General features: G+C 70.4%; 12 protein-coding genes. 6 read left to right on the forward strand and 6 right to left on the reverse strand.

The window, feature by feature from the left end:
- The 3 genes from ispE to RHOFW104R8_RS11775 all read right to left on the reverse strand — a co-directional run.
- Positions 1 to 1,239 (reverse strand): 4-(cytidine 5'-diphospho)-2-C-methyl-D-erythritol kinase (gene ispE / locus RHOFW104R8_RS11765; RefSeq protein WP_068205441.1); only part of this gene is annotated, 1,239 nt, incomplete at its 3' end.
- Between the two features lie 50 nt (positions 1,240 to 1,289).
- The gene (gene lolB, locus RHOFW104R8_RS11770; protein WP_068095120.1) at positions 1,290 to 1,901 is read right to left on the reverse strand and encodes a lipoprotein insertase outer membrane protein LolB; all 612 of its coding nucleotides are present in this window, start codon (positions 1,899 to 1,901) and stop codon (positions 1,290 to 1,292) included.
- Positions 1,898 to 3,580: a tetratricopeptide repeat protein gene (locus tag RHOFW104R8_RS11775; protein WP_068095118.1), complete on the reverse strand. Its 1,683-nt coding sequence runs from the start codon at positions 3,578 to 3,580 to the stop codon at positions 1,898 to 1,900. The genes lolB and RHOFW104R8_RS11775 overlap by 4 nt, the downstream gene beginning before the upstream one ends.
- 166 nt (positions 3,581 to 3,746) lie before the next feature.
- Here RHOFW104R8_RS11775 and hemA point away from each other — a divergent pair, with 166 nt between their 5' ends.
- The 3 genes from hemA to ppk2 all read left to right on the forward strand — a co-directional run bounded on the left by hemA (position 3,747) and on the right by ppk2 (position 7,058).
- Positions 3,747 to 5,015, forward strand: coding sequence for a glutamyl-tRNA reductase (gene hemA, locus RHOFW104R8_RS11780; RefSeq protein ID WP_068095114.1), 1,269 nt, complete (start codon positions 3,747 to 3,749; stop codon positions 5,013 to 5,015).
- A 92-nt stretch (positions 5,016 to 5,107) separates the two neighbouring features.
- Complete coding sequence (prfA, locus tag RHOFW104R8_RS11785; RefSeq protein WP_068095111.1) at positions 5,108 to 6,187, forward strand: peptide chain release factor 1; 1,080 nt, start codon at positions 5,108 to 5,110, stop codon at positions 6,185 to 6,187.
- 106 nt (positions 6,188 to 6,293) lie between these two features.
- Positions 6,294 to 7,058, forward strand: a complete 765-nt coding sequence (ppk2, locus tag RHOFW104R8_RS11790; protein ID WP_068095108.1) for a polyphosphate kinase 2 — start codon at positions 6,294 to 6,296, stop codon at positions 7,056 to 7,058.
- Here the strand turns inward: ppk2 and RHOFW104R8_RS11795 are convergent.
- From RHOFW104R8_RS11795 to RHOFW104R8_RS11805, 3 genes are read right to left on the reverse strand one after another with little or no spacing between them, the layout of a single operon-like run.
- Positions 7,055 to 7,321: an acylphosphatase gene (locus RHOFW104R8_RS11795; protein ID WP_068095105.1), complete on the reverse strand. Its 267-nt coding sequence runs from the start codon at positions 7,319 to 7,321 to the stop codon at positions 7,055 to 7,057. The two genes, ppk2 and RHOFW104R8_RS11795, sit on opposite strands and share 4 nt — an antisense overlap.
- 13 nt (positions 7,322 to 7,334) lie before the next feature.
- The gene (locus RHOFW104R8_RS11800) at positions 7,335 to 7,820 is read right to left on the reverse strand and encodes a TlpA disulfide reductase family protein (RefSeq protein WP_068095103.1); all 486 of its coding nucleotides are present in this window, start codon (positions 7,818 to 7,820) and stop codon (positions 7,335 to 7,337) included.
- Entirely contained in the window at positions 7,817 to 9,094 is a 1,278-nt protein-coding gene (locus RHOFW104R8_RS11805; RefSeq protein ID WP_068095140.1) for a YihY family inner membrane protein, read from the reverse strand. Before RHOFW104R8_RS11805 ends, RHOFW104R8_RS11800 begins: the two co-directional genes overlap by 4 nt.
- A 91-nt stretch (positions 9,095 to 9,185) precedes the next feature.
- Here RHOFW104R8_RS11805 and wrbA point away from each other — a divergent pair, with 91 nt between their 5' ends.
- The 3 genes from wrbA to RHOFW104R8_RS11820 are packed head-to-tail and all read left to right on the forward strand — an operon-like array spanning position 9,186 to position 11,827.
- On the forward strand, positions 9,186 to 9,788 hold the full coding sequence (wrbA, locus tag RHOFW104R8_RS11810) for an NAD(P)H:quinone oxidoreductase (protein ID WP_068095100.1): 603 nt from the start codon (positions 9,186 to 9,188) through the stop codon (positions 9,786 to 9,788).
- Positions 9,785 to 10,138, forward strand: coding sequence for a DUF2069 domain-containing protein (locus RHOFW104R8_RS11815; RefSeq protein WP_068095097.1), 354 nt, complete (start codon positions 9,785 to 9,787; stop codon positions 10,136 to 10,138). Before wrbA ends, RHOFW104R8_RS11815 begins: the two co-directional genes overlap by 4 nt.
- 45 nt (positions 10,139 to 10,183) lie before the next feature.
- Positions 10,184 to 11,827 carry an acyl-CoA dehydrogenase family protein gene (locus RHOFW104R8_RS11820; protein ID WP_068095093.1) on the forward strand — a complete coding sequence of 548 codons (1,644 nt, stop codon included), beginning with the start codon at positions 10,184 to 10,186 and terminating at the stop codon, positions 11,825 to 11,827.
- The last annotated feature ends 81 nt before the right edge of the window (positions 11,828 to 11,908 follow it).

Here is an 11,908-nt window from a genome sequence, read left to right on the forward strand (position 1 = left end):
CCCGCCGCTGCCGGAAAGCCGCGCCTGGCCGAAACCGCCCAGCCAGTCCAGCGCAGCGGCCACCCGCGGGTGCCGCGCGCGCACCACCGGCGCAAAGGCGTTTTCCGTCGTTTCGCCGGAAGCAAAGGATGAAATTGTCGCCCGCGGCGCATTTCGTGTCAATTCAGCGGCTTGAAAAAGCGCGGCGGTCGGCACCGGCTCATGCGGGTCCAGCACCACGTAATGGCGCCGCGGCAACGCCAGCGGAGTGAGCCGTTCGCCGATACCCTCGGCCCAGGCCGAACGGCCGCGCACGAACACCGGCACGTCGGCGCCGAGCCGGCGCCCCATTTCGGCCAGCGCATCCTCGTCCAGGCCCAGTCGCCACAACCGGTTCAGCGCCACCAGCACGGTGGCCGCGTCGGAACTGCCGCCGCCCAGCCCGCCACCCATCGGGATGCGCTTGTCCACCGCGATGTCGGCGCCCATCGGCGTGCCCGTGCGCTCCTGCAGCAGTCGCGCCGCCCGAACCACCAGGTCGGCAGCCTCGGGGACGCCGGCCGCGCCGCTCGTGCGCCGGATCACGCCGTCGTCGCGTACCCGCAGGCGCACCTCGTCGCCCCAGTCGAGCAGGCGGAACACCGTCTGCAGCTCGTGGTAGCCGTCCGGCCGCCGGCCGGTGACGCGCAGGAACAGGTTCAGCTTCGCCGGCGCCGGCCATATCGTCCACGCACCGGCGTCCGGCGGCGGCAGCGGCCGGCTCATGAACACTCGCAAGGCGTCGGGAAAACCGTTCTCGCGATCGCGCCGGCGCGCGAGCGCGAACGCCGGGTCGTTCTTGTCGACCACGGCAAAACCGTGCCTTGCGTAGAACGGCGCGTTCCACGGTACGTCGGCCAGGGTGCCCAGGTCGACCCGGCGGTAGCCGGCCGCGCGCGCCCAGGCGCAGGCGTGCTCGAGCAGGGCCGCGCCGATGCCGCGCCGGCCGTATTCCGGCAGCACGTCGATCTCGGCGATGCCGATGGCGCCGGCGACCAGCTCGGGATCGAGCCAGACGAAACCCACCGGCTCGCCCGCCCCGCCCCGCGCCACCCAGACCAGGCCGCGGGAGACCGCCTGCCGCAGCAGCTCCGGCGGGATCGACACGGCGGAGTAGCTCGGCCATGCCGGATGGCCGCGAAACAGCTGCACGGCGCGGCGCTCGATCGCGCACAGCGCATCGACCTGGCTCGGCTCGGCGGGTTCGATCGGCACGGACATGCGGGTTCCGGTGCTGCTGCAATGGCCAGCGGGGCGCAAAGCCTAACCCATCAGCGGAACTGCCAGGACTCGATCGACAGTTTCACCTTGTACGGCGGTTTCCCGGCGAACACCTTGGTCGGCAGCGGCGGCCGGCGGGCGTCGTCCCATTCGCGGTAGTCGACCACCCAGCCGTCCTGCTGCAGCAGCGAGGGCAGCCGGTTTCCGCCGAATTCGAGCTCCGCTGGACCGCTGTCCGCACGCAGGCCGAGCACCCAGGCGCGCAGGTCGCGCAGCGGCACCTCCCAGCCCAGCGCCTTGCGCATCAGCGCCTCGGCATCGGGCCCTTGCAGAGGCCCGCGCTCCAGGCCTTCCAGCAGGGCGCCGTCCGGCCCGCCGCTGAGGCGGAAGTTCGTGCCGCTGATCGCCGGCCCGCGCAACACGAATTCATAGCGCTCGCCATCCTGGGTCCAGCTGAAGCTGCCGCTGCCGCCGTCCTTGCCGTTGGAGACGCCGAGCCGGCCCTGCAGCACCCAGTGGTCGGCGTGGGCCAGCGCCTGCTCGCGCGCCCGTTGGGCGTCCAGCAAGCCGGCGTCGCCCTTCATGCGCACCGCCGGCGGCGCGCAGGCGCTCAGCAGCAACAGCGGCAGGGCGATGGCGGCGAGACGCAGTCGCCGCCTCATGGATGCAACCGCTTCAGGGTTTCCCGCAGCGCGCCGTTCTGCGGATCGAGCTTGTGCACCTCGTCGAAGATGCGCTGCGCATCCTGCCGATGGCCCTGCTTCCACAGCACTTCGCCGAGGTGCACGCCGACGTCGGCGTCCTTGCGCGCCAGCCAGGCACCGCGCAGGGTCTGCGCGGCCTGGTCCAGGTTGCCCATGCGGTACTGCAGCCAGCCCCAGGAATCGGCGATCGCCGGGTCGTTCGGCTTGGCGGCGCGGGCGGCGCCGATCAGCCGCTCGGCCTCGGGCAGGTCGCGATTCGCGTCGGCCAGGGTGTAGCCCAGCGCGTTGCTGGCATCGACGTCGCCCGGCTTGACCTTCAGCAGGTGGCGGAAATCCTGCACCGCCTGGTCGACCTGGCCGGCCTCGGCGTAGGTCAGGCCGCGGCCGTACAGCAGGCCCGGGTCCTCCGGCACGACCTGCAACGCATGGCTGAACGCGGCCTCGGCCTTCACGTAGTTCCGTTCGCGCAGGTACAGCTCGGCATCGGCCTGCCAGGCCTGCCGCAGTTGCTCGGGCTGGTCGAGGTAGGTCAGCTGCAGCTGTTCCAGCAGTTGGTGCGCCTCGGCCAGCTTGCCCTGTGTGTGCAGGATCATCGCGCTGCGCAGGTCGGCGTCGAAGGCATGCTCGTCGGTGTCGCTCACCTGGTCGTACCAGGCCAGCGCCTCGGCCTCGCGATGCTGCATCTCGGCCAGCTGGCCGAGCAGGTAGGCGCTGCTTTCGCGCACCGCCGGCGCGGCCTTCTGCACCTCCCGGTACAGCGAGGCCAGCGCCTTGCCGTCCTTCTCGTGCGCCGCCAGTCCCGCGCGCATGGCATAAGTGTTGGCATCCTGCGGACCGTGCGCCAGCAGCCGGGAGGCGCCGGCGTAATCGCCGGCCTGGCTGAGCATGCCGGCATAGGCCAGGCGCAGGTGGGGATCCCCCGGCGCCTTCGCCAGCGCCTTCTGCAGCAGCGCACGGGCACCGTCGCGATCGCCGTCCTTGAACTTCATCTGCGCCGCCCAGGCGTAGGTCTCGGCGCTCCTGAAGCGCTGCATCGCGGCGTCGGCGATCCGCATCGCGTACGCATGGCGACCGAGGCGATCACCCAGCTCGCTCATCGCCAGCCAGGCATGCGCGTCGGCAGGCAGGCGCTGCGGCGTGGCCAGCAGCTCCAGCAGGCGGGCCGCCTGGGCCTGGTCGCGGGCGCCCACCAGCACGCGGCCGAACTGGCGCCAGGCGTCCTTGTCGCCCGTGCCGATCAGCAGTTCCAGCTGGCGCTGCGCCTCGTCAGCCTGCCCCTGGTCGAGCGCCAGCTGGGCCCGCGTCTGGGCGATGGCGGCAGGATCGGCACCCAGCGCCTGCCAGCGATCCAGCGCGCGCCGGGCCGCCTCGCCGTCATGCACCGCGACCGCCAGGCCGGCGGCGCGTTCGGCCACCCTGGGGTCGTTGCTCAGTGCCGCCGCCTTGCCGTAATAGTCCGACGCGGCCTTCAGGTCGGTGCGGGTCAGCGCCATTTCGCCGGCCAGCAGTTGCGCCAGCACGTCGTGGTCGGCGTCCGGCGTGGCCACCACCGCACGCGCCAGCGGTTGCGGCGCGGCGGCCGTTTCCGGGGCGGAACGCAGTGGCGCGCCGGCACAGGCCGCCAAGCCAAGCATCATCGCTGCCAGTGCCGTAAAATGCCGCAGTTGCTTGAACTTGCCTGCACCGCTCCGCACACTACTCTCCGTCCACATGCCTGTTCCGGGCGCCGATCGCCATCCGGCGACGACGCGTCAAGCTTAGCCTACCCCGCCGGATCCCTGCCGCCGAGATGTTCCGACCACCATGCCGCTGATCGCCCTCGGGCTCAACCACCTCACCGCGCCGGTCAGCCTGCGCGAACAGGTGGCGTTCGACGCGGACGCCGCCGGCGAGGCCCTGCACGAGCTGACCCGCCAGCCAGGCGTGGAAGAGGCGATGATCTTGTCCACCTGCAACCGCACCGAACTGTATGTCGGCGTCGCGGCAGGCGCGGAGGACATCCCCCAGGCGTGGCTGAACCGGCATCACCATCTGACCCCCGGCAAGCTGGATGAGTTCCTGTACCGGCACGAGGAAGACGATGCGGTGCGCCACATGTTCCGCGTGGCCACCGGGCTGGACTCGATGGTGCTGGGCGAGCCGCAGATCCTCGGCCAGGTGAAGGACGCCTACCAGCTCGCGCGCGAGGCGCAAGCGCTGAAGGCGCCGATGGACCGCCTGCTGCAGCACACCTTCGCGGTGGCCAAGCGGGTGCGCACGGACACCCGCATCGGCGCGCATACGGTCTCGGTCGCGTTCACCGCGGTACGCCTGGCCGAGCAGGTGTTCGCCGACCTGAAGCACGCCTGCGTGCTGCTGATCGGCGCCGGCGACACCATCGAACTGGCCGCGCGGCACCTGGCCGAGAAGCAGGTGCGCCGGCTGATCGTGGCCAACCGCACGCCGGAAACCGCGCAGGAACTGGCCGGCCGCCACGGCGGCTACGCGATCGCACTGGCCGACCTGCCGCAGCACCTGGCCGAGGCCGACATCGTGATCTCCTCCACCGCCGCGCGGCTGCCGATCGTGACCCGCGCGATGGTCGAGCAGGCGATGGCCGCGCGCAAGCGCAAGCCGATGTTCATGGTCGACATCGCGGTGCCGCGCGACATCGAGGCCGGCGTGGGCGAGCTGCCCGACGTGTACCTGTACGGCATCGACGACCTGCGCCAGGTGATCGACGAGAACCTGCGCTCGCGCGCCGCCGCCGCGCACGACGCCGAAGCCATCATCGACCTGCAGGTGGACCGTTACATGGCCTGGCGCCGTGCGCTGACCCTGAAGAACCCGGCGCTGGACATGCGCCAGCACGCCGAGGTCTATCGCGACGAGGTGCTGGGCAAGGCCCGCGCGATGCTGGCGAACGGCAAGTCGCCGGACGAGGCGCTGGCCTTCCTCGCCAACACGCTGACCAACAAGCTGCTGCACCACCCCAGCGCACGCCTGCGCGAAGCCGCGCTGAGCGGCGACCTCGACCTGCTGCATGCGGCGGGACGGTTGTACGGACTGGATGACGACTCCGAGGCACCGTAGGAGCGCACCCTGTGCGCGAACCACCCAGCGGCAATCCATGACCAGCGATCGCGCACAGGGTGCGCTCCTACACAGAAGCAAACGCCTCACCCATGACCCCATCGATCCGCCGCAAGCTCGAGGCCCTGGCCGAGCGCCATGAGGAAATCGGCCTGCTGCTGTCGCAGCCCGAGGTGCTCGCCGACAACACCCGCTTCCGCGGCCTGTCGCAGGAATACGCCCAGCTCGAACCGGTCGCCGCTTCGCTGCGCGAGCACGACCAGGCCGAGCGCGAGCTGGCCGAGACCCGCGCCATGCTGGACGACCCCGAGCTGCGCGAGATGGCCGCCGACGACGTGCACCGGCTGGAACGGCGCCTGCTCGACCTCGACGACGAGCTGCAGCTCCTGCTGCTGCCGAAGGACCCGCGCGACGAGGCCAACCTGTACCTCGAGGTGCGCGCCGGCACCGGCGGCGACGAGGCGGCGATCTTCGCCGGCGACCTGTTCCGCATGTACCTGCGCTACGCCGAGAACCGCCGCTGGCACGTCGAGGTGCTCAGCGAACACGCCGGCGAGCACGGCGGCTACAAGGAGATCGTGGCCCGCATCGAGGGCAAGGGCGCCTACTCGCGCCTGAAGTTCGAATCCGGCACGCACCGCGTGCAGCGCGTGCCGGAAACCGAATCGCAGGGGCGCATCCACACTTCGGCGGCCACCGTGGCGATCCTGCCGGAACTCGACGAGATCGACGAGATCGAGATCAACCCGGCCGACCTCAAGGTCGACACCTTCCGCGCCTCCGGCGCCGGCGGCCAGCACGTCAACAAGACCGACTCGGCGATCCGCATCACCCACCTGCCCACCGGCACCGTGGTGGAATGTCAGGAAGAGCGCAGCCAGCACAAGAACCGCGCCCGTGCGATGGGCCTGCTGAAGGCACGCCTGCTCGACGAGGCGCAGAGCAAGCAGAACGCGGCGCAGGCGCAGGAGCGCCGGCTGCAGGTCGGCTCCGGCGACCGCAGCCAGCGCATCCGCACCTACAACTTCCCGCAGGGCCGGATCACCGACCATCGGATCAACCTCACCCTGTACCGCCTGCCGGAAATCATGCAGGGCGACCTCGGCGATCTGGTCGATGCACTGACCCGCGAATACCAGGCCGACCAGTTGCAGGCGCTCGGCAGCACCTGACAACGCCATCACGGAGTGCCGAGTTAGCCTGCGAGACATCCGCATCCTGCCGTCATTCCGGCGAAGGCCGGAATGACGGCGAAAAGACCAGCTCTCCGAGGCCCTCATGGACAAGCGCTACCGCAAGGCACTGAAGGAACTGCAGTTCGACCTGGTGCGGCTGCAACGGGGCCTGCGCCTCGGCGGCAAGCGGCTGCTGGTGATCTTCGAAGGCCGCGACGCTGCCGGCAAGGGCGGCGCCATCAAGGCCATCACCGAAAGCCTGGACACCCGCGGCTACCGCATCGTGGCGCTGCCGAAACCGAGCGAGACCGAAGCCACCCAGTGGTATTTCCAGCGCTACGTCGCCCACCTGCCGAGCGCCGGCGAGTTCGTGCTGTTCGACCGCAGCTGGTACAACCGCGCCGTGGTGGAGCCGGCGATGGGTTTCTGCAGCGAGGCCCAGTACCAGGCGTTCCTCGACGCGGTGCCGGCTTTCGAGAAGCTGCTCGTCGACGACGGCCTCATCCTCATCAAGTACTGGCTGGCGGTGGACCAGGCCGAACAGGAGCAGCGCTTCGCCGAGCGCGCCGAAAACCCGCTGAAGTACTGGAAACTGTCGCCCGTGGACCTGGTCGCGCGGCGGAAATATGCGGAGATGGGCCGGCTGCGCGACGTCATGATCGAGCGCACGCATCGCAACCACGCGCCATGGTTCGTGGTCGACTTCAACGACCAGAAGCGCGGCCGGATCAACCTGATCCGGCATCTGCTGCAACAGCTGCCGGTGCACGAGGAAGCGGTCGACGCGGTAAAGCTGCCGAAGCTCAAGGGCAGGCCCGGCAGCGAACACGTCACCGACAAGGCGCTGTGGGTGCCCGATACGTTCTAGCCGGTGTGGAAGCCACGCAGTTCCTGTCCGGGCAGTTCCTCGCGGGCCACCGCCTCCACGCGCGCCGCCGGCGGCCCCTGCCACAGCCAGCGCTCCAGCGCGGCCAAGGCTTCGTCCGATCCGCTGGCCAGCACTTCGACGCTGCCGTCGCGCCGGTTCCGCGCATGGCCGGCCAGGCCGAGCGCCAGCGCCTGCTCGCGGGTGCTGGCGCGGTAGCACACTCCCTGCACCCGGCCAGCCACGATGAAGCGCACGGTGGGCATCACGGCGTATCCATCACGGCTGGCCGATGATCGCGTCCAGCGACGCCTCGGTCACCGGCCCCACGATATGTTTGGCCACCTTGCCGTCCGGGCCGATCACGTACGTGGTGGGCAGGCCGCGCGGCTCGTCGAAATCCTTCAGCGGCTGGTCCAGGGTGACTTGGGCAATCGGGTACGCCACCGGATGCTTGGCCAGGAACGCCTTGATGTCGGCCGGCTCGCTGTCCTCGTAGGCCAGCCCGATCGCCGCCACGTTCTTGTGCGCGGCGACGAAGCGCGAAATGTCCGGCATCTCCTTGATGCACGGCACGCACCAGGTCGCCCAGTAGTTGACGATCACCCACTTGCCGCGCTGCGCGGCCAGGTCGAACGTCTTGCCGTCCAGCGTGGCGACGTGCAGCGTCGGCTGCGCCGGCATGGCTGCCTGCGCCGACAGGCCGAACGCCAATGCCAGGCCAAGCGTGGCCGACTTGAAGAGAGCGGAATGCAACACGGTCATGCGGGAAGTTCCTCGATGTCGGCCGCCGGGTCGGCGGCCGGTGGATAGATCTGGTCGAGCCGGGCGCCCAGCTTGGCATGCAGCGCCACGGCCAGTTCCGCCAGCATCGCCAGCAGCTCCGGCGGCAGCGCGATGCCCAGCGCAGCCGCCTCCTCCATCGGCTGCAACGGCAGCCGGTAGCCGGTGTGCCGGTACACGCGCATGAGGTCGGTGCTGTCCAGGCTGCGACACAGCAGCCAGCCGCCGGACTCGCCGCGCCGGATCAGGTCGGCCCGCTGCAGGTCGTCGAAGTAATCGGCGATCAGCGCACTGCGCAGGTACGGCTCGCGCACGCGCAGGTCGGCCTGGTCCACGCAGCAGCCGTCGCGCTGGGCCTCCACGAAATGCCGCAGCACCACCAGCAGGCCGAGAAATTCGGAGCCCTCGGGCAGCGTCTGCATCGGCTCGTGGTACTCGAACGCGGAGGCCGACGCGGCGATCGAGGCGGCCAGGATCACGATCACCCACGACAGGTAGACCCACAGCAGGAAGATCGGGATCGCCGCCAGCACGCCGTAGATCTGCTGGTAAGTCTGCGCCTGCTGCACGAACTGGCCGAAGCCCCAGCGCGCGACCTCGAACAGTACCGCGCCGAGCAGCGCGCCGATCGCCGCGTCGCGGCGCGACACCTTGCAGTTCGGGATCACCGAGTACATCAGCCACAGCGTGAAGAACGTCACCAGGAACGGCAGCGTGCCGAGCAGCCCCCGGGCAACGCCGCCGAGCTGGTCGGCGGCGTTGTGCATCAGCGGCGCGGCGGTGACGTAGGAGGTTACCGCGATGCCGCCCACCACCAGGATCGGCCCCAGCGTCAGCGCCGCCCAGTACAGCAGCAGCCGCGAACTCCAGCTGCGCGGCTGGTGCACGCGCCAGATCCGGTTCAGCCGGTCCTCGATGCTGATCATCATCGACAGCGCGCTGAACAGCATCACCAGGATGCTGATGCCGGTGAGCTTGCTGGCGTTCGCCGCGAAGCCCAGCATGGTGGCCTGCACCGCCTCGCCGGCGGCCGGCACGAAGTTGTCGAACACGAAGTCGATCAGCGTGTCGCGCGCCGGCTTGAACACCGGGAACGCCGAGAACATCGCGAACACCGCCACCATCAGCGGCACCAGCGACACCAGGGTGGTGTACGACAGCGCGCCCGCCGTCTCGAAGCACTTGTCGTCGACGAAGCGTTGCCAGATGAAGCGGCTGAAGCTCTTCGTGCGATCGCGATTGAAACTCCGAACCATCGGCATCCCTTCATCGCCGCCGACATCACCGGCACCGGCCGGTACACTAGCGCATCGCCGATGAATGCCCCAAACACGTGAGCCGCGCCGCATGAGCCAAGAAATCCTGGTCCTGTACTACAGCCGCAGCGGCCATACCGCGCAGCTCGCGCGGCTGATCGCCCGCGGCATCGAGGAAGTGCCCGGCATGCACGCGCGCCTGCGCCAGGTGCCGCCGGTGGCGCCGGTGACCGAGGTTGCCCAGCCGCCGGAGCCCGAGGACGGCGCGCCGTATGCGACCAAGCAGGACCTGCTCGACTGCGCCGGCCTGGCGCTGGGCAGCCCCACCCGCTTCGGCAACATGGCCGCGCCACTGAAACATTTCCTCGACACCACCGGCGCCGAGTGGGCCAGCGGCGCCCTGGTGGGGAAACCGGCCGTACTGTTCACCTCCACCAGCACCATGCATGGCGGCCAGGAATCCACCCTGCTCTCGATGGCGCTGCCGCTGCTGCACCACGGCATGCTGCTGCTGGGCGTGCCGTACACCGAGCCGGCGCTGACCAGCACGCAGAGCGGCGGCACGCCGTACGGCGCCAGCCATGTCGCCGGCGCCAAGGGCGACAACCCGATCAGCGAGCACGAACGCGAACTGGCCCGCGCGCTGGGCCGCCGGCTCGCCGACACCGCGCGCAAGCTGGCGGCCGGCGCATGAACGCGCGCGCCGCCCTGCCGGCCGAACAACGCGTCAGCCTGCTCGCCTGGGCTGCCCTGACCGTGCTGCAGTTCGTCTGGCACGCCTGGCTGTTCCCGCCGCAAACCCTCCCGACCTGGCTGGTGCTGGCGATCGCCGCCGTCCCGCTGCTGCTGCCGCTGCTGGCAATCCGGAACGTGCGCCGCGCGCTGCTGTGGGTCGGCATCCTCAGCCTGTTCTACTTCTGCCACGGCGTCGCCGAAGCGTGGAGCGCCGCCGGCGAACGCGGGCTGGCGCTGGCCGAAATCATCCTCACCCTGCTGCTGATCGGCATGCTGGGCGCCGGCGTGAGGCGCAAACGGCACGACTGAGCACGGCTGCCTATACTCGGGAAACCGGCGCAAGGAGAACTTCCCATGGCCTTCCTGCAAGTTGCCCCGCAACTCGCCCACCCGTATCGCAGTGACCGCCTGCTGCTGGCCTTGCTCGACCGCGTGCTGCCGGCCGAGCGCCGCGCCGCGCTGGACGCCGACCTCGACGCGCTGGGCGACTACGCGCAGATGGCGTGGCAGCGCGCATGCACCACCACGCGGCGCAAGCCGGTGCTGACGCAGTGGGATGCGTGGGGCCGACGGGTGGACCGCATCGAGCTGACCACGGCCTGGCAGGAAGGCCCGCTGCTGACCACCCGCCACGCGGTGCTCGCCGCCGGCCACGGCGACAGCGAGCACGCGCGGCTGGAGGAATTCGCCCGGGTCTACCTGTACCACCTCGCCAGCGAGTTCTACACCTGCCCGCTGGCGATGACCGACGGCGCCGCCACCGCGATCAAGGCCTCCGGCAACCGCGAACTGATCGAGCGCGTGCTGCCGCATTTCCTCAGCCGCGATCCGGCCACCTTCTGGCTCAGCGGCCAGTGGATGACCGAGACCGCCGGCGGTTCCGACGTGGGGCATACCGAAACCGTGGCGCGGCAGGACGCCGACGGCCAGTGGCGGCTGCACGGACGCAAGTGGTTCAGCTCGGCGGTAGTCGGCGAGGCCGCGCTGGCGCTGGCGCGTCCCGAAGGCGCGGCCGCCACGGGCACTGCGGCGCTGGCGCTGTTCTACGTCGAGACGATGGACGCCGAGCGACGCAGGCCGGAACTGGTGATCGACCGGCTGAAGGACAAGCTCGGCACGCAGGAACTGCCCACCGCGGAAATCCACCTGGACGGCCTGCCCGCGTGGCCGCTGGGCGAACTTGCCAACGGCGTGCGCCAGGTGGCGCCGATGCTCAACGTCACCCGCAGCTGGAACGCGATCTGCGCGGTCGCCAGCATGGCCCGCGCGATCGGCCTGGAGCGCGACTTCGCCGGGCGCCGGCGCGCGTTTGGCCGTCCGCTGGTCGAGCAGCCGCTGCATGCGCAGACGCTGGCCGACCTGCAGGCGCAGTTCGAGGGCGCCTTCGCGCTGGCCTTCGAGGTGGCCCACCTGCTCGGCCGGGTCGAGCGCGGCCGCACCGCGCCGCACGAAGCGGCGCTGCTGCGCCTGCTCACCCCGCTGGCCAAGCTGTGGACCGGCAAGCTGGCGGTGGCGACCTGCTCGGAGGCGCTGGAATGCTTCGGCGGTGCCGGCTACATCGAGGACACCGGGTTGCCGCAGCTGCTGCGCGACGCGCAGGTCTACGCGATCTGGGAAGGCACCACCAACGTGCTGTCGCTGGACAGCCTGCGCGCACTGGCCGGCGACGGCCTCGGCGCGTTGCGCACCGCCTGCGCCGGCTGGCTGGAGAACAACGACGACATGCATGCGGCCAGTGCGATCCGGCAGACGCTGGATGCCGCGGCGCGCTGGCTCGACCAGCATGCGGCCGCGCGCGACACGCTGGAAGCCGGCGCGCGCGGCCTCGCCTTCACGCTGGCGCGCTGCGCGGCGGCGGCATTGCTGGCACGCCAGGCCTCGTGGTCGGACCGCCACGGCGACCGACGCCCGGCCGCGGCGCGGCACCGCTTCGTCGCGCTCGGTCTCGATCGCCTGGTCGCGCCGGACGCGGACAACACCGCCCTGTTGCTGGGCTGAGACGCCTCGTAGATACTGTTATCGAGATCAAGCCCCATGAAGGATTGGGTCGAACGGTTTGCCGGACTTGAGGACGCCGAA

The sequence above is a fragment of the Rhodanobacter sp. FW104-R8 genome (assembly GCF_001617365.1).
GTDB lineage: Bacteria > Pseudomonadota > Gammaproteobacteria > Xanthomonadales > Rhodanobacteraceae > Rhodanobacter.

Coding starts and splice junctions, on each gene's coding strand:
- lolB (WP_068095120.1), bottom strand. CDS start 1,901: ATGAGGCGGCGACTGCGTCTCGCCGCCATCGCCCTGCCGCTGTTGCTG.
- RHOFW104R8_RS11775 (WP_068095118.1), bottom strand. CDS start 3,580: ATGATGCTTGGCTTGGCGGCCTGTGCCGGCGCGCCACTGCGTTCCGCC.
- hemA (WP_068095114.1), top strand. CDS start 3,747: ATGCCGCTGATCGCCCTCGGGCTCAACCACCTCACCGCGCCGGTCAGC.
- prfA (WP_068095111.1), top strand. CDS start 5,108: ATGACCCCATCGATCCGCCGCAAGCTCGAGGCCCTGGCCGAGCGCCAT.
- ppk2 (WP_068095108.1), top strand. CDS start 6,294: ATGGACAAGCGCTACCGCAAGGCACTGAAGGAACTGCAGTTCGACCTG.
- RHOFW104R8_RS11795 (WP_068095105.1), bottom strand. CDS start 7,321: ATGCCCACCGTGCGCTTCATCGTGGCTGGCCGGGTGCAGGGAGTGTGC.
- RHOFW104R8_RS11800 (WP_068095103.1), bottom strand. CDS start 7,820: ATGACCGTGTTGCATTCCGCTCTCTTCAAGTCGGCCACGCTTGGCCTG.
- RHOFW104R8_RS11805 (WP_068095140.1), bottom strand. CDS start 9,094: ATGGTTCGGAGTTTCAATCGCGATCGCACGAAGAGCTTCAGCCGCTTC.
- wrbA (WP_068095100.1), top strand. CDS start 9,186: ATGAGCCAAGAAATCCTGGTCCTGTACTACAGCCGCAGCGGCCATACC.
- RHOFW104R8_RS11815 (WP_068095097.1), top strand. CDS start 9,785: ATGAACGCGCGCGCCGCCCTGCCGGCCGAACAACGCGTCAGCCTGCTC.
- RHOFW104R8_RS11820 (WP_068095093.1), top strand. CDS start 10,184: ATGGCCTTCCTGCAAGTTGCCCCGCAACTCGCCCACCCGTATCGCAGT.